Origin of the sequence: Methylobacter svalbardensis (assembly GCF_037671525.1) — a bacterium.
Lineage (GTDB): Bacteria > Pseudomonadota > Gammaproteobacteria > Methylococcales > Methylomonadaceae > Methylobacter_A > Methylobacter_A svalbardensis.
Genome location: NZ_JAWPOH010000006.1, coordinates 1 through 15612 on the forward strand (window position 1 = coordinate 1; position 15612 = coordinate 15612).

The following is a 15612-nucleotide window of genomic DNA, read 5'->3' on the forward strand; positions in this document are numbered from 1 at the left end:
TTGCGTCTCTGCCCAACCTTGACATGATTCAGGTATGCTTGATTTTGGCGACTTGGCTAGGTTTTCGATTAGCTTTATGGCTCTATTCTTTAGTCGTTTATCACCTAAATCTAAATTACGAAATTCTCTATTTGCCCAATTCATAGCTAAAATGATTCTACTTTACTAAATCTTAACAACTTGTGTGTAAGGAGATGGGTTAACGGTGGTCTTGTCGAGCGGCAAATCCTTGGTTTCAGTTAACGCATATTGGGCAAGATAAGGTTGTTAATGACCATGCCGTTACTATCTGAATTCAGGTTTTTTAAGTTACTGACAGCTATATTAATATCAGTCACAGTGCTAATAATTTGATTATCCAGATTATTTTGAATAACGGAACCCAATCCCGGCACTGCAATATCAGGAGCCTGATTCATATTGCCATTCTGAAACAATGAAGCGTTGCCCGGTAATTGGAAAAATGACGAAGAAACTACCGCGCCGTTCAACGAAGTGATTCTCTCTAAACTAAAATCTATGTTCACTCCGTTCGGAAGTACAAACCCGCCTCTTAGTTGATCCAACTCACTGTCTGAGGCTCGATCCCAATGGTCAAACCGGTGGGCGTTAATGTTTGACATTTCATCCGCTAATACCTGACAGGCGAAGCCGGAACCGCTCGAAACGACTATCCAGAATACAGACTTGATGAGTTTTCGGTAGACGTTAAATTGATATACTTTCACGTTAAACACTCCGCTTGATTAAAAATCCCAACGCCCGGGTTGCAACATATTGAATTGACCTAAACTGGCTCGATCGACGGCAGAACCTAATGGTGCCTTGACCCGAAGCGCCCACTCTTGCTGATCTTGAAAATGGCTAGCCGCGACATCCTGTTTGTCATGAATTAAAAATAAAATACGGTTCCCCCACATTTTTTCAAACTCATCGCGGAGTATTGCTTTTATACCTACAGCGGGATCTCCGACCAGAACTTCCTGCTCATTGAGACCTTTAATAACAACGAAATGCATGTAACCGTTATTATTGATAATCGTGATTGCCGGAACATTGGCGGTAATCAATTGGTCCAAGTTGATCTTGAAACCATCGGAGCGATAGCCGCGTCTTTCCAGATAAAGTTTTATATCCAGTAACGAAAATCCCTGCTTTTGAATCTTCTGCTGATTGCCATTTTTATACATATCAACAAATACACTTTGCTCATCTACCACATCGTCATAGTGATAGGTAAGTAGACTGGCCAAAGTTGCCGAGCCGCAACTGAAATCGTATTGTTGCTTGTATACCGTTTTGAAGCGTCGCTCTAAAAAACTGGTCACAGGAACGTTATAGTTACCGCCACCCGCAACGCCGCTAAAGCTCAGCGAACCTGCATCGCTACAAAACGTGGGCAACATGAAAAGAACGCGCGTGGCAAAAATTCGTATCATGCCTCACTCCCCTCGACTAAAAAATCATTAAGGTACAATAGATACATTCACGATAGTCGAATCCTGAATGATGACGTTGTTACCGCTGTTTTGAATAACACTGTTAATACCGCTTGCCTGTGCAAATGAGCCATGATCGATAATGTTGTAACCGTTGGCGTTATTGCTTGCTTGATTGTCGCTTAGGGTGGCCCGTACATTCATATTGTTAAGGGCTGTTATATTGACACCTTCACGTCCACGCATATTATCCAATTCTTCCAATGGCGCTGTTTCGGCCAAAGAAAACAATAACTTATCCTGGTTTTGAACAAAATCGGCTTGTGCCGCTGGGCTTTGCATAATGAATAATGCTAACAACAACTCTTTGAAATCGTTACCATAACATCCTCCTCAAACCACACGTTGATGTCGTCGGTAAAAGCCGGTGAGCAAGATCACGCTCACCGGCAAACATCACCAACTAAAGTTGACTAACTTCTGAAAGTGAAAGTTCAAGGAGCTACTGATGGTTGATTAACATTTACGTTGCCTTGGAACGATACCTGTTGCTGTGCCAGCGAATTGTTACCCAGGTTTTGAACATTCTGGTTAATACCTGCGCTGCCGTTGAAAGTATCAGTCATCGTATTGCTGGCTGTATAGTTGGCAGGGACAATACCACCGTCAAAGCTAACCGCTGCGCCTGTAAAAGATGCATCCAAAGACGAATTATTCACGTTGTAGGTGCTGGATGCATCGCCGCCGCCATTAGCCGCCGCTGATCCGTTTCCACCTGCACTCGCATAGCTGTTATCAGAGTGATCGCTGTTGTCCGTAGTGGCATCGCCGCCGCCATTAGCTGCCGCTGATCCGACTCCAGTTGAATTTGCCTGGCTATTGTCAGTAGTTGCAGTTGCAGTGCTGCCATTATTGGCCGCAGCAGAACCTTGAGCGCTTGCAGAAGCCAAGCTGTTATCGCTGTTATCAGAATTATCGGAATTATCAGAATTATCTGAACGATCTGATATGGCGAGACTAGCTCCGTTAGCCGCTGCATCGGTTGCATTAGCTGAACTATTATCAGAGTTATCAGAGTTGTCATTTAAGCTGTCTGAAACGGTAACAGGAACGTTTGTAGAGTTGTCGCTGTTATCCGTAGTAGAGTTATCACTGTTATCCGTGTTATCAGAGTTGTCATTTAAGCTGTCTGAAACGGTAACAGGAACGTTTGTAGAGTTGTCGCTGTTATCCGTAGTGGAGTTGTCACTGTTATCAGTGTTATCAGCGGCAGTTCCATATTCATTTGCAATGATACCGGGTCCGGTCTGGTCGTTAGTAGCCGTTGCCTCTTGGCTAACTGCTGATGTATCCGCTGTATTGGTAGGATTTGCCCATGCACTGGAAACTGAGCCCAATGCAAAAAGAATACTTGCAGTTAATATTTTTTTATTAAATTGTTTCATTGTTATTACTCCATGAATATATTCAAAAATCATCGGATACTGCCTAGTAAGAATATCCGATGCGCTTGGGATAACCCTGTACCTCGCCATTTCGGCGAACTAACGGGTTATCGCGGATGTAGTATCTTTAATTGCTTCTTAAATTTCCATAGAAGGCGTATCAAAAAAGCATTAAAAATCATTTGGATACGTAGAATTACTTAGGCGATAAGGCCGGTGCTTAATAGGGCTATCCAGCCCCGTTGTTTTCAAAATACCTGTTGCGAGTGTCCTTAATAAGGCTTGTCGTTTGTTTTGAAGTCGATTCAGGTGATAATGCCGGTCACACTATGGCACGCATGCTTTTATGCGCGCTCGAATTACGGAATAAGATTTATGAAATCGAGAGATAGAAGACGAGGACTGGTTTTAGTCAACACCGGCACGGGCAAGGGGAAATCTTCCAGTGCTCTGGGTATGGTTTTTCGTGCCGCAGGCTGGGATATGAAGGTCTGTGTGATTCAATATATTAAGGGGCAATGGCAAACCGGCGAACAAAAAGCCGCCGAACGTTTTGATAATATTGAATGGCATGCGATGGGTGACGGCTTTACTTGGGATACTAAGAATCCTGAGCAGGATATTAAAACCAGTCGGGAAATTTGGGAGTTTAGTAAGGCTAAGATTCTGTCTGGAAAATTTGATCTGGTGTTGCTGGACGAGATCAATTACTGTTGCGGCTATAATTGGATTTCCGGTCAGGAAATCGCCGATTTTATTCGCGATCAAAAGCCGCCCTGGACGCATTTGATTTTGACCGGTCGCAATGCTGCCCCCGAAGTTATCAGCTGTGCCGATACCGTAACCGAAATGACCAAAATAAAACACGCTTTTGAGCAAGGGATTAAGGCTGAACAGGGCATTGAATTTTAAAATCAGGGTTATTTGATCGGTAGTATTGGCTCGGTGCAGAAGGTGCAATACCTTGAATCGCTACAACAAATTGTTGAGGGGTGGCCAGATCATATAGAATTTTAAGGTAAATGCTCCAGGCAACCTGTAAAATGAAAAATGATTGTCACCACGTGGAGAACAAGTATGTCTGAAATACAAAAAATCATGATGGCTGTTGCAGCCGTTTTTATAATGGGTTTTGTTTTGGTCGGCGCCAGTAAAGAAGATCAAACTATAGAGCAAATGGAAAGCGCTGCAAAGATTAGAGCCGTCGTTGCGATGCAAATGATGGCAAATGAAAAATGCCCTGAGAAAATTAAGGAGATAACAGGAGAGCAGGTATATCTTACGTCTGAAACCGAGAGTGATAAGGAGACTTATCTCACTTTAAAATGGGTGGGCGAAAATGCTGAAAAGGGTGGATTTAAAAACGCATCATGTACTTTGCACTCGTCTTTGGGTGGAATCTCAGAGCTGATTATTGATGGTAAAGTCATCATAAAGAAAAAAATCTAGGTTACATGGAATTCGGATCAAATCGCGCCGACAGGCATGATTTGATCCGAATCAGCCGTTTTGCATGCTATTAGATTGATCGGTGTTTTTTATCGTGATTCTGGAATATGTTTTGTTTGTTCAGTCAAAAAGCAACAGTAAAGCATAGATACTACAAGGCTAACGCCCTTACTTACATGCATGTAAGTAAGGCTAAAAACAACAAAAAGAAATTTTTATGACAAAAACAATGATTAAGGGAGTTTTAAAAACATGGAAAGAGGATCGGGGATTTGGCTTCATCAGCCCTGATGATGACGGGAAAGATATTTTTATCCATATTTCTGCGCTTAAGGGTACCAGCCGTCGCCCCGTGACCGGCGATGTTATTTATTATCAGGTAGCAAGAGATAATCGGGGCAAGTTCAAGGCGGTTAACGCCTATATTGACGGCGTTGAAATTCTGGAGGACAAAGCTCCCGGCTTTTTTAATACCAAGACAGGCGTCATGCTGTTAGCGCTGGCTTTAGCGGTTATTGTCGCAGTTGTTGTATTTATTACCCGCTGAGAACAGCTGAGGATGTTTTTCTACAAGCCGATGTGTCGCGCTACATCGGCTTGTTTATAAGCGATTGAGTCGATGGCGTTATGGCATGAATTTGTATTTTGTTCTTATCAGCGCAGCCGTGTTAAGTCTTATTTGTTTTGGTGGTCAGGGCCAATAAAGCCAGACAACTTAACTATATCGAGCCATATTGCTTTCATATAGGCATACGCTATCAATTTTCACTGAAGCATCCTCAGTTAGCCGAACACCGGCTTGATAGGGTTTTTCAAGGTTTGGGGAGGCTATTTCCGTATTTGTCGCCGTGCGAAAAAACGCATGGTGTTATGCCGTCTCAAGTTATTGACGATGCTTGGCATGCGTTTATTTTTTCTATCGTATCTATGAACGGTTTTGTAACAAGGCGCCGGGGCGTTTTTTACATCATACGGCCCACCTTAAAAACAGATCATGGCTTTATTTATCGGTTAGGTTGTAAAAATCAATGCAACAGGCAGTTATTGCACCGGTTCCCTCGGGGCTTCGGGTAAGGGGCCAGATTTCGGTGATTTGAATGGCTTTTTAGGTTATAGCCGCGATGAGTGCGCGCTGACTGCGGCGGCGGTGATTGAGAGTTGTTCGTTCATTTAGAGACATACGCTAAGGATTTGTAATGACTGATTCACAAAAATGGCTGGTTTTCGCTTTTATCTCAGGTTCGGTCTGGCTGCTTTACCTGCTGGCCCCGGTATTGATGCCGTTTGCATTTGCAGCAATGTTGGCTTATTTAGGTGATCCGCTGACCGATAAGCTGGAAACTTACCGATTATCCAGAACCAAAGCAGTATTGGTCGTTTTTTCGGCGATGACGCTGGTTTTTGTACTGATTTTACTGCTGCTGGTTCCCCTTCTGGAATATCAAATCGAGCGTTTTTTGAGCAATCTGCCCGCTTATGTCTCATGGTTGAATGAGACTGTCATTCCCTGGACGCAGCGCCGATTTCATCTGGGTATCAAGCCGGTTAACCTCAATCAGATTATTAATCTGGTTAAAAATCATTGGGAGCAGGCGGGCGGCATTGCTGCGGCGCTTATGAGCTCTGTTTCGCATTCCGGTGGGGTGCTGGCCGAATGGGTGATGAATCTGCTGCTAATTCCCGTGGTCACTTTCTATTTATTGCGCGATTGGGACAGCCTGATTGTCAAAATGCATGATTTATTGCCCCGGCGTATAGCGCCCATCACAGCCAAGCTCGCGGGCGAAGTTGACACGGTATTATCGGCTTTTGTTCGGGGGCAATTTTATGTGATGCTGGCCTTGGGCTGTATTTACAGTATCGGGCTGTGGATGACGGGTCTCGATTTGGCTTTGCTGATAGGCATGCTGGCAGGTCTGGTCAGTTTTGTGCCTTATCTGGGTTCTATTGTCGGCATCGTTATCGCTGGTATTGCGGCTTTGGTGCAATTTCATGAGTTAATACAACTAGTGCCGGTCGCCATCGTTTTTATCATAGGGCAATCGTTGGAAGGTATGCTGTTAACGCCGATGTTGGTGGGCGACAAAATTGGCTTGCATCCTGTTGCTGTGATGTTTGCGGTATTGGCTGGCGGTCAATTATTCGGCTTTTTGGGTGTTTTGCTGGCATTGCCTGTCGCGTCGATCAGTATGGTGTTATTACGACATATGCATGATTTGTATCGAGATAGCGATTTTTACGTTCGTCAATGATGTTACTTAGAGCCGTTATTTGGATGCTTTGCATCGCGCGGTTTCTGGGCGATGTGTGCTGGGCTAGTGATGAAAAGCGGGAGGCCGATTTTGCCGAAAGCATTAACAAGACCTTGGCTATCGGTAAGGCGGTCTGGCTGGAAGCTGAAGGAAAGAAGTTTCTCAGTCTTTATACGGAAATAGAGAAAGTTAGCGGCAACGGCGTGGTTATTATTCTTCATGATATGGATGGGCATCCTGATCAGCGGCAACTTGTTTACGGGTTGAGGGTCTTTTTGCCCGAGCATAACTGGGCAACACTGGCGCTGCAAATGCCGCTTCGGGAAGTTGGCGTTGCAGGAGAGGAATACTATGCATTGTTTCCCGAGGCGGCGGCGCGGATTCAGGCCGGAATTAGCTATGCAAAGAACAACGGTGCAGGAAATATTGTTGTGGTCGGTTATGGTTTGGGAGGGTTGATGGGGATCTATGCGCTAAGTGGACAGGCGGCAGACATTATGGCGCTGGTAACCATTAGTTTGCCGGTGCCGAAGACCGAAAACAAGGCGGCTCAAACGCTGGAGTTTATCAAGAAGATCAAGGCTCCGATGCTGGATATTTATGGTGCATTAGACGCGTTGGATGTTACCGGCAGCGCCAGAGATCGGCGCTTGGCGGCAAAAGAAAATACGGCTTATCGGCAGATTAAAATCAATGATGAAGGCCACGCTTATCTGCATGATGAAGGCTTGCTTGTTAAGCGGGTATACAGTTGGCTGGGGGTGACGCTGAAGGTTCCTGCTCCCGAACCCTCCGTTCAATGACTTGTGGTTATTTTAACAGGCCTAAATCTGTTACAATGCCCCGCTAACACAGGTGTGCAAATACGATAACGGCAGACGTTGGCACAACGCATTAACACTATCATAACAAGTTGAAAACTAAGTGGATTTAAAACATATAAGAAATTTTTCTATTATCGCGCATATCGATCATGGTAAATCGACGCTGGCGGATCGTTTTATTCAACTATGCGGCGGCTTAAGCGTCAGGGAGATGTCAGCGCAAGTACTTGATTCCATGGATATTGAAAAAGAGCGGGGTATCACCATTAAGGCGCAAAGCGTCACCCTTGATTTTAAAGCGAAAGACGGCGAGACCTATCAGCTTAATTTTATCGATACCCCGGGACATGTGGATTTTTCTTATGAAGTTTCCCGGTCTCTGGCGGCTTGCGAAGGCGCGCTGTTGGTTGTCGATGCGGCTCAGGGTGTTGAAGCGCAAAGTGTTGCCAATTGCTATACGGCGATAGAGCAGAGCTTGGAAGTGGTGCCGGTGCTGAATAAAATCGATTTGCCCTCTGCCGAGCCTGAGCGGGTGAAGGCCGAAATCGAAGAGGTGATCGGTATTTCTGCTGACGAGGCGCTGATGATCAGCGCTAAAACCGGCCTGGGCGTTGAGGATGTGCTGGAACAGCTGGTGCTTAAGATTCCTCCGCCGCAAGGCAATATAGATGGCCCGTTACAGGCCTTGATTATCGATTCCTGGTTCGATAGTTATCTGGGTGTGGTGTCGTTAGTCCGAATTATGCATGGCAGTATCCGCAGAAAACAAAAGATCACCATCATGTCCACCGGCAAGTCTTTTATTGCAGAAAAAGTCGGCGTTTTCACGCCAAAACGGCTGGAAAAAGACATACTCAATACCGGTGAAGTGGGTTATGTCGTGGCCGGTATTAAAGATATTTTTGGTGCGCCGGTCGGCGACACCATTACCTGGACGGATAATCCGGCTGCCGAACAGCTGACTGGGTTTCAAAAGGTTCAGGCGCGCGTTTTCGCAGGCTTGTATCCGGTGACTTCGGACCATTATGAAGATTTGCGCGAAGCGCTCAATAAGTTGAATCTCAATGATGCTTCCTTGCACTTTGAGCCGGAAACATCCCAGGCTTTGGGCTTTGGTTTTCGCTGCGGTTTTCTCGGTATGTTGCATATGGAGATTGTGCAGGAGCGTTTGGAAAGAGAATACGATGTTGATCTGATCACTACGGCTCCAACCGTTGTCTATGAAGTCATTACCCATAACGATCAGATTCTGATGATCGATAATCCGGCTAAACTGCCGGATATGGGCACTATCAAGGAGATCAGGGAGCCTATTATCCGGGCCAATATCCTGGTTCCTCAGGCTTATCTGGGCGGCGTAATCACGCTGTGTATAGAAAAGCGTGGTGTGCAGAAAGACATGCAGTACGTCGGCAGGCAGGTGGCATTGCATTATGAAATGCCGCTGAGCGAAGTGGTGCTGGATTTCTTCGATCGTTTAAAGTCGGTGAGTCGGGGCTTTGCCTCGTTTGACTACGAGTTTTTGCGTTTCCAGCCAGCCGAGCTGGTCAAGCTGGACGTGTTGATCAATGCTGAAAAGGTCGATGCGTTGTCTATCATCGTGCATCGCGACTTAAGCAACAACCGGGGTCGGGATCTGGTCGAAAAAATGAAAGAGCTGATCCCGCGGCAAATGTATGAGGTTGCGATCCAGGCGGCCATCGGCTCCAAGGTAATCGCTCGCTCCACCGTTAAAGCAATGCGCAAAAACGTGATTGCCAAATGTTATGGTGGCGATATTAGCCGTAAGAAAAAATTGCTGGAAAAACAGAAAGCCGGTAAAAAACGTATGAAACAGGTCGGCAATATTGAGATTCCTCAAGAGGCATTTCTGGCCGTTTTGCAGCTTAATAAAGAATAAAAGATCAGGTTAAAGGCAAAAGGCGTAAGGCGAAAATCAAGCTTCAATTACATCGCCCTTCGCCCTTCGCCCTTCGTCTTTAGCCTTTCGCCTTAAACCTTTCATCTGAAGTATATAAATATGGACTACGATTTTTCCTTTTTTCTTGCCGTCGCCACGCTGGTTACGGGTGTAATTTGGGGCGGGTATTTGCTGGTGCTCAAATCAACGGGAGCCGTTTTTGATGAAGAAAATGAACCCGTACTGGTAGAATATGCGCGCTCTTTTTTTCCGGTTGTGCTGATTGTGCTAGTGCTGCGCTCATTTATAGCCGAGCCTTTTCGCATACCTTCAGCATCGATGATGCCGACTTTACTGATAGGCGATTTTATTCTGGTGAATAAATTTACTTACGGAATACGTTTGCCGGTTTTAAACACGAAAATCATTGAGATGAATGAGCCCAAGCGTGGGGATATCGTCGTTTTTCGTTATCCTAAAAACCCGGATGTCGATTATATCAAGCGGGTGATTGGCTTGCCGGGCGACCGGGTCGCCTATTATGATAAGAAGCTGCATATCAATGGACAACCCGTCAATCAAGTGTCTTTGGGGCGTTATCAGGGCGTAGGGCAAGGTGAGGACATGACCGGTAATGAGCTTATATTAGAAGATTTGACCGGTGTTGAGCACAATATTCTGATCAGAAATGGCGCGGCTTCAGCCGAAGGCGTTTATGTGGTGCCGAAGGGGAGTTATTTTGTGATGGGCGATAACCGCGATAACAGTAACGATAGCCGTTACTGGGGCACGGTTCCTGAAGAAAACCTGGTTGGACAAGCATTTTTTATCTGGATGAGCTGGGATTGGCAACATAAAGGTGTGGGGTTTGATCGTATTGGCACGGTATTGCAATAAACAGGATTATACTTATTTCATTAATCAATCAGCTGGAGAAAAAATGAATTCATCACCTAAAAATCAGCAAGGTTTAACCTTGATTTCGATTATTCTAATATTGGGACTCATCGGTTTTTTTGTCTTATTGACACTCAAGGTGGTTCCGATTTATCTGGATCACGGCAAGGTAAAAAGTGCTCTGGAGGCCTTAAAATCAACGCCTGATATCCAAACGAAAAGCGAGTTTGAAATCAGGGACAGCTTAACCAAGCGCTTTAACATCAATTATGTCTACGATGTCACTAAGGATGATATTAAGGTCGTCAAACATGGCAATTATGTGAAAGTGGATATCGAGTATGAGACTGTCGTGAAATTGGTTGATAATCTGAGCTTATTGGCCGAGTTTCATGACTCTTTCGAGGCTGGTCAGGAGTGATAAAAAAGCCCAAAGTGTTGTGTAAAAAGCTGGGTCTGGTATTTAATGATCCACAGCTTTTTACCGTGGCTATAACCCATCGAAGCGCCAGTTCGAACAATAATGAACGCTTGGAGTTTTTGGGTGATTCAATTTTAGGCTTTGTTATCGCCCAGAAATTATATGAGCTGTTTCCCAGTGCCAGTGAAGGTGTTTTAAGTCGGTTAAGAGCAAGTTTGGTTAATCAGGGCTCGTTGGCAGAATTGGCAAGAAAGCATCAGTTGGGCGATTATTTATTGCTGGGTTCGGGGGAGTTGAAGAGCGGAGGCTTTCGTCGTGATTCCATTCTGTCCGATGCAGTGGAAGCCATTATAGGTGCGCTGTACAACGATCAGGGTATGGATGTTTGTCAGCAATGGATCTTGCAATTATTTGCAGAAAAGTTGAAAAATTTATCTTTGGATAATTGGCGGAAAGATCCTAAAACGCAATTGCAGGAGTTAATGCAATCCAGAAAAATGGAGTTGCCGGATTATACCTTGATGACCATGTCCGGACTTGCACATGAACAAACTTTCAAAGTTAAATGTACCACGCCGTTAACAACAGGGTCTTGTGTTGGTATGGGAAATTCCAGAAAAAAAGCCGAGCAGTCGGCGGCAGAGCTTATGCTCGAATTATTAAATAAGGATAGTAAATGAATTGCGGTTTCGTAGCCCTGATTGGGCGTCCCAATGTCGGCAAATCAACATTGATGAATCATTTGTTGAAGCAGAAGATCAGCATTACCTCGCGCAAGCCGCAAACAACCCGGCATCGAATTCTCGGCATTAACACCACTGACGCAGGGCAGGCCATTTATATGGATACGCCGGGCATGCATAACAGCGAAAAACGGGCGTTGAATCGTTATTTGAATAGGACCGCAGAGACGACCTTGCTGGGTGTCGATGTGATAGTCTGGCTAATTGATGGTTTGTCCTGGCATGAATATGATGAAGTCATCTTCAAAAAACTGGAGCAGGCGGGTTTGCCGGTTATTCTTGCTGTTAACAAGGTTGATAAGGTAGCGGACAAGGAAGCTATTTTAACGTTCTTTAACGACGCCCAGCATCGTTTTCCGTTCAAGCATTTGGTGCCCATTTCTGCGTTAAAAAGAACTAATCTTGATCAGTTGGAAAGCTTGATCATGGCGCTGTTGCCTGAACGGGATTTGATCTATCCCGAGGATCAGGTTACCGACCGGTCCGAGCGGTTTTTAACCGCTGAAATTGTCAGGGAAAAGCTGACCCGGCGCTTAGGCGATGAACTGCCGTATGCGCTTACGGTAGAGATTGAACGCTACGAGGAAAAACCCGGCATCACCAAAATATATGCCATTATCTGGGTGGAACGGTTGACCCAAAAGAATATTGTAATCGGCAAGGATGGCGAGATGCTGAAAAAAGTCGGTACCGATGCCCGGCTGGATATAGAAAAGCTGCTCGGGCAGAAGGTTTATTTGCAGCTTTGGGTTAAAGTTAAAAAAGGCTGGTCGGATAGTGAACGCGTCTTGCAAAGCTTGGGCTTTAATGACTGAATCCGCAGTTTATTTACAGCCTGCGTTTATTTTACAGTCTCGTAAATACTGGGAAACCAGTCTGATCATTGATGCGCTAACCCGGGATTTCGGCCGTATTTCCCTGCTGGCCAAAGGCGTAAGAAAAACCAAGTCCAAAACAGCCGGGCTGCTGCAACCCTTTATCCCGTTGACCCTTTCTTTTTTTGGTAAGGCAGAGTTAAAAACGCTGACTGATGTCGAAACCAGCCATGCGTTTAATGAGATAAAAGGACTGGCACTGTACTGCGGTTTTTATATCAATGAGCTGATTGCTTGTTTTCTGCATAAATACGATCCTCACCCCGAAGTATTTGACTATTACAACGAATGTTTATCGAGTCTTGCGGATGGCTCCAGTATGGAAGGGGCATTGCGTCTGTTTGAGTTCAGGCTGCTTGAGTGTTCGGGCTACGGCTTGCAGTTGGGCTATGACGACCATGAAAATCCCATCGAAGCATCTAAAAAATACGATTTCAATGTGGGTCAGGGGCCGGTTGACGTTGCGGGCGGGCAGTTTTCAGGCCGGACTTTTCAGGCGCTCAGTTCCGGAGAATTGACCGATCCGCAGGTGTTAAGCGAAGCAAAAATATTGATGAGAATGGTCATTGATGTGTATTTGCAGGGCAGGCAACTTAAAAGCCGGGCAGTTATAAATAAAGTCTTCGCAACTGCTCAACGGTAGGCGAAAGGCGAAAGGCGAAAGGCGAAAAAAACCTAAGCTTCAACATGATTACCCTTAGCCCTCAGCTTTTCGTCTTTAATCTTTTTAATCAACATAATGATCAGCTTCGCCTAGATGCGCCTACTTTTGGCATCCGTTTTCCATTATAAAATTACACTAAAAATGAATAAAACAAATATCCTATTAGGTGTGAATATCGATCATGTCGCCACTCTAAGGCAGGCCAGAGGCACGCTTTACCCTGAACCGATTCAAGCTGCATTAATTGCAGAACAGGCCGGTGCTGACGGCATTACCGCGCATTTGCGTGAAGACCGTCGACATATTCAGGACAGGGACATCTACCTGTTAAAAGACATGCTGCATACCCGGCTGAATATGGAAATGGCGGTGACCGACGAGATGGTCGGTATCGCGGTGAAGGTACAGCCCTTTGCCTGCTGTCTGGTGCCGGAAAAACGGGAAGAATTGACCACCGAAGGTGGACTGGATGTCGTCGGCAATTTGCAGCGCATACAATGGGCTTGTGATAAGTTGGCGGCTGCGGGCGTTGAAGTGTCGCTGTTTATCGACCCGGATGAAATGCAGATTGATGCGGCGGTAAAAGCAGGCGCACCGGTTGTCGAATTGCACACCGGATGTTATGCCGAGGCGAGTAATCCGTTACAGCAAGCGGATGAACTGGAACGCATCAGGCAGGCTGTCATTTATGCACATAGTGCCGGCTTGCAAGTTAATGCCGGGCATGGTTTGAATTTTCATAATGTTGAAGCAATATGCGCGATACCGCAAATAGTAGAGCTTAATATCGGCCATTCAATTATCGCGCAGGCGGTGTTTTCAGGCTTGGCTCAGACTGTTAGGGATTTGAAGCAGATCATGCGCAGCGCAAGATTCATGCAGGGCTGTCCTGCCCGGCACCCTTAGGGTAAATGCAAATCCGCTCCCGGCGGATTTGTGCAGTAGGGTGTTTGGTTTTGAAAGAATAGCCTCCAAAATAGATTTTTAGAGGCTATCGGTTTTACATGGCAAAACCGTGCTTTTGCATACGGTAAAGCAGGGTATCACGGGAAATGCCCAGCAGTTTTGCGGACTGGCTGCGATTGCCTTTAGTACGGTTCAGCGCTTGATAGATTAAATTAGCCTCTAAGGTATCCAGCTTTAAGCCGGTTTCAGGTAAAGTGAAGTCGGTTGCAATAGGCGCATTGCTGCTGATTTTGTTGTTAAATTCAGGCGGTAGATTTTCCGGTTCGATGACTCTGCCGGCTAATAAAATACTCAGTCTTTCGCATAAATTACGCAATTCACGGATATTGCCCGGCCATGAGTAGGCTTTTAGCGTTTTTAAAGCGGGCTTGCTGAATTTGGGTGCCGTCAGCATATACGTATCCTCGAATAAGACCATGAAATGTTTGATTAGCGACTCAATGTCTTCAGTGCGCTGAGCCAATGGTGGCAGCTCTAAAGGCACAACATTCAAACGGAAAAACAAATCCGATCGAAACTCACCGGCTTTAATTTGTTTATCGAGGTCGGTGTTGGTTGCAGAAATAACGCGGACATCGACTTTGTAAGGCTTGATATCACCAACGGCAAGGCATTCGCCTGATTCAAGACAGCGTAATAATTTTGCCTGAATCGATAGCGGCAAGGAATTGATTTCATCGAGAAACAGGGTGCCGCCATCGGCTGCCTGAAACAGGCCTTGTTTGTCGGCGCTGGCCCCGGTAAACGAACCTTTTTTATGGCCGAACAACTCGGATTCGATCAGGCTTTCGGGTAATGCCGCACAATTTAAGCTAATAAAGGCTTTATTGGCGCGGGCACTGGCCTGTTGTATCGCGGTGGCAAGCACTTCCTTGCCGGTGCCGGTTTCACCTTTAAGCAACACGGTAACGTCGGTAGCGGCAACGATTCTGGCACTACGAATTAAGGAATCGATTGCAGGAGATTGACCGATGATCGCGCTAAAATGATCCATAAAACCCTCTTAATGTAATGCCGAATGTGATGTAATCGCCATGGGGTTAAGCCAGGGCAGGGCGGCCAGTAAAGCGAGTGCAATCATGAACAGGCCGATAGCCTGTTTGAAGTGCTGCATTCTGGACAACCTCGTTAATATGCCGGTCATTATACCGACTCCCATGACGGCAGGTAAAGTGCCCAGTCCGAAAAACAACATGGTCAACGCGCTTTGTCTGATGTCGCCTGCAGTTGCTGCGAGCGCCAAAGCCGAATAGACCAAACCGCATGGCAGCCATCCCCACACCATGCCGAAAAGATAAGCCTGAGAGTAATTTTTTACCGGGATCAGTTTGCGCCCGAAAGGCTCAATCATTTTCCAAAAACGCAGGCCGATTTTTTCAATATAGGCAAAGCGCGGGAACCACCCGGCTATATAGAGTCCTGCTCCGGTCATGACGGCAGCGGACAGCAATTGCAGCAGTCGGTGTCCGCTGATGTCACCCATCGGCATCGTGATCAACGCTTGAATAACGCCAGCCAATGCCCCGGCTATGGTGTAACTGGTGATGCGACCAATGTTGTAATTAAACACAAAGGGAAGCAAGCGACTTTTATTGTTCCGTATTTCGGGGCTAAGGCTTAAGGTTAATGTTCCGATAATCGAGCCGCACATGCCGATGCAATGCATGCTGCTGAACAGTCCCATGGTAAAGGCGACCAGATGTGAGGTGGTAAATGCGAGATCAAATTCCATGATTT

Annotated in this window: 19 protein-coding genes; 12 read left to right on the forward strand and 7 right to left on the reverse strand. The window is 45.8% G+C overall.

Going from position 1 to position 15612, the window contains the following annotated elements; all coding sequences use genetic code 11:
- From RW114_RS20935 to RW114_RS03785, 5 genes are all read right to left on the reverse strand, one after another.
- A partial coding sequence (locus tag RW114_RS20935) for an IS4/Tn5 family transposase DNA-binding protein (RefSeq protein ID WP_422614784.1) occupies positions 1–144 on the reverse strand: 144 nt, incomplete at its 3' end.
- Positions 145–239: 95 nt separating this feature from the next.
- On the reverse strand, positions 240–728 hold the full coding sequence (locus RW114_RS03770) for a hypothetical protein (RefSeq protein WP_340121379.1): 489 nt from the start codon (positions 726–728) through the stop codon (positions 240–242).
- A gap of 18 nt (positions 729–746) precedes the next feature.
- Positions 747–1439 (reverse strand): C39 family peptidase, encoded by a 693-nt coding sequence (locus RW114_RS03775; protein WP_340121380.1) that lies wholly within the window; start codon positions 1437–1439, stop codon positions 747–749.
- Positions 1440–1466: 27 nt separating this feature from the next.
- On the reverse strand, positions 1467–1799 hold the full coding sequence (locus tag RW114_RS03780; RefSeq protein WP_340121381.1) for a hypothetical protein: 333 nt from the start codon (positions 1797–1799) through the stop codon (positions 1467–1469).
- 134 nt (positions 1800–1933) lie between these two features.
- Complete coding sequence (locus RW114_RS03785) at positions 1934–2884, reverse strand: hypothetical protein (RefSeq protein WP_340121382.1); 951 nt, start codon at positions 2882–2884, stop codon at positions 1934–1936.
- A 375-nt stretch (positions 2885–3259) separates the two neighbouring features.
- On the opposite strand from RW114_RS03785, the gene cobO reads away from it, so the two are divergent.
- The 12 genes from cobO (at position 3260) to pdxJ (ending at position 13815) form a co-directional block, all read left to right on the forward strand.
- A complete protein-coding gene (gene cobO, locus RW114_RS03790; protein ID WP_340121383.1) occupies positions 3260–3796 on the forward strand; it encodes a cob(I)yrinic acid a,c-diamide adenosyltransferase in 537 nt (178 codons plus the stop codon).
- A 165-nt stretch (positions 3797–3961) separates the two neighbouring features.
- Positions 3962–4333: a hypothetical protein gene (locus RW114_RS03795; protein ID WP_340121384.1), complete on the forward strand. Its 372-nt coding sequence runs from the start codon at positions 3962–3964 to the stop codon at positions 4331–4333.
- A gap of 217 nt (positions 4334–4550) precedes the next feature.
- Positions 4551–4880, forward strand: coding sequence for a cold shock domain-containing protein (locus tag RW114_RS03800; RefSeq protein ID WP_340121385.1), 330 nt, complete (start codon positions 4551–4553; stop codon positions 4878–4880).
- A gap of 649 nt (positions 4881–5529) precedes the next feature.
- Positions 5530–6585, forward strand: coding sequence for an AI-2E family transporter (locus tag RW114_RS03805; RefSeq protein WP_340121386.1), 1056 nt, complete (start codon positions 5530–5532; stop codon positions 6583–6585).
- Positions 6582–7388, forward strand: a complete 807-nt coding sequence (locus tag RW114_RS03810; protein WP_340121387.1) for a DUF3530 family protein — start codon at positions 6582–6584, stop codon at positions 7386–7388. The genes RW114_RS03805 and RW114_RS03810 overlap by 4 nt, the downstream gene beginning before the upstream one ends.
- A gap of 121 nt (positions 7389–7509) precedes the next feature.
- Positions 7510–9309: a translation elongation factor 4 gene (gene lepA / locus RW114_RS03815; RefSeq protein WP_340121388.1), complete on the forward strand. Its 1800-nt coding sequence runs from the start codon at positions 7510–7512 to the stop codon at positions 9307–9309.
- Positions 9310–9429: 120 nt separating this feature from the next.
- Positions 9430–10206, forward strand: coding sequence for a signal peptidase I (lepB, locus tag RW114_RS03820; protein ID WP_340121389.1), 777 nt, complete (start codon positions 9430–9432; stop codon positions 10204–10206).
- Positions 10207–10249: 43 nt separating this feature from the next.
- Positions 10250–10627, forward strand: a complete 378-nt coding sequence (locus tag RW114_RS03825; RefSeq protein WP_340121390.1) for a DUF4845 domain-containing protein — start codon at positions 10250–10252, stop codon at positions 10625–10627.
- On the forward strand, positions 10624–11307 hold the full coding sequence (gene rnc, locus RW114_RS03830) for a ribonuclease III (protein WP_340121391.1): 684 nt from the start codon (positions 10624–10626) through the stop codon (positions 11305–11307). Before RW114_RS03825 ends, rnc begins: the two co-directional genes overlap by 4 nt.
- Complete coding sequence (gene era, locus RW114_RS03835; RefSeq protein ID WP_340121392.1) at positions 11304–12185, forward strand: GTPase Era; 882 nt, start codon at positions 11304–11306, stop codon at positions 12183–12185. The genes rnc and era overlap by 4 nt, the downstream gene beginning before the upstream one ends.
- Positions 12178–12888, forward strand: coding sequence for a DNA repair protein RecO (recO, locus tag RW114_RS03840; protein WP_340121393.1), 711 nt, complete (start codon positions 12178–12180; stop codon positions 12886–12888). Before era ends, recO begins: the two co-directional genes overlap by 8 nt.
- A gap of 162 nt (positions 12889–13050) precedes the next feature.
- Positions 13051–13815 carry a pyridoxine 5'-phosphate synthase gene (gene pdxJ / locus RW114_RS03845; protein ID WP_340121394.1) on the forward strand — a complete coding sequence of 255 codons (765 nt, stop codon included), beginning with the start codon at positions 13051–13053 and terminating at the stop codon, positions 13813–13815.
- 94 nt (positions 13816–13909) lie between these two features.
- Here pdxJ and RW114_RS03850 read toward each other — a convergent pair whose 3' ends face one another.
- Both RW114_RS03850 and RW114_RS03855 read right to left on the reverse strand, forming a co-directional pair.
- The gene (locus tag RW114_RS03850) at positions 13910–14869 is read right to left on the reverse strand and encodes a sigma-54 interaction domain-containing protein (RefSeq protein WP_340121395.1); all 960 of its coding nucleotides are present in this window, start codon (positions 14867–14869) and stop codon (positions 13910–13912) included.
- 9 nt (positions 14870–14878) lie between these two features.
- Positions 14879–15607, reverse strand: coding sequence for a sulfite exporter TauE/SafE family protein (locus RW114_RS03855; RefSeq protein WP_340121396.1), 729 nt, complete (start codon positions 15605–15607; stop codon positions 14879–14881).
- Positions 15608–15612 lie beyond the last annotated feature (5 nt).

Coding starts and splice junctions, on each gene's coding strand:
- RW114_RS03775 (WP_340121380.1), bottom strand. CDS start 1,439: ATGATACGAATTTTTGCCACGCGCGTTCTTTTCATGTTGCCCACGTTT.
- RW114_RS03785 (WP_340121382.1), bottom strand. CDS start 2,884: ATGAAACAATTTAATAAAAAAATATTAACTGCAAGTATTCTTTTTGCA.
- cobO (WP_340121383.1), top strand. CDS start 3,260: ATGAAATCGAGAGATAGAAGACGAGGACTGGTTTTAGTCAACACCGGC.
- RW114_RS03795 (WP_340121384.1), top strand. CDS start 3,962: ATGTCTGAAATACAAAAAATCATGATGGCTGTTGCAGCCGTTTTTATA.
- RW114_RS03800 (WP_340121385.1), top strand. CDS start 4,551: ATGACAAAAACAATGATTAAGGGAGTTTTAAAAACATGGAAAGAGGAT.
- RW114_RS03805 (WP_340121386.1), top strand. CDS start 5,530: ATGACTGATTCACAAAAATGGCTGGTTTTCGCTTTTATCTCAGGTTCG.
- RW114_RS03810 (WP_340121387.1), top strand. CDS start 6,582: ATGATGTTACTTAGAGCCGTTATTTGGATGCTTTGCATCGCGCGGTTT.
- lepB (WP_340121389.1), top strand. CDS start 9,430: ATGGACTACGATTTTTCCTTTTTTCTTGCCGTCGCCACGCTGGTTACG.
- RW114_RS03825 (WP_340121390.1), top strand. CDS start 10,250: ATGAATTCATCACCTAAAAATCAGCAAGGTTTAACCTTGATTTCGATT.
- era (WP_340121392.1), top strand. CDS start 11,304: ATGAATTGCGGTTTCGTAGCCCTGATTGGGCGTCCCAATGTCGGCAAA.
- recO (WP_340121393.1), top strand. CDS start 12,178: ATGACTGAATCCGCAGTTTATTTACAGCCTGCGTTTATTTTACAGTCT.
- pdxJ (WP_340121394.1), top strand. CDS start 13,051: ATGAATAAAACAAATATCCTATTAGGTGTGAATATCGATCATGTCGCC.
- RW114_RS03850 (WP_340121395.1), bottom strand. CDS start 14,869: ATGGATCATTTTAGCGCGATCATCGGTCAATCTCCTGCAATCGATTCC.
- RW114_RS03855 (WP_340121396.1), bottom strand. CDS start 15,607: ATGGAATTTGATCTCGCATTTACCACCTCACATCTGGTCGCCTTTACC.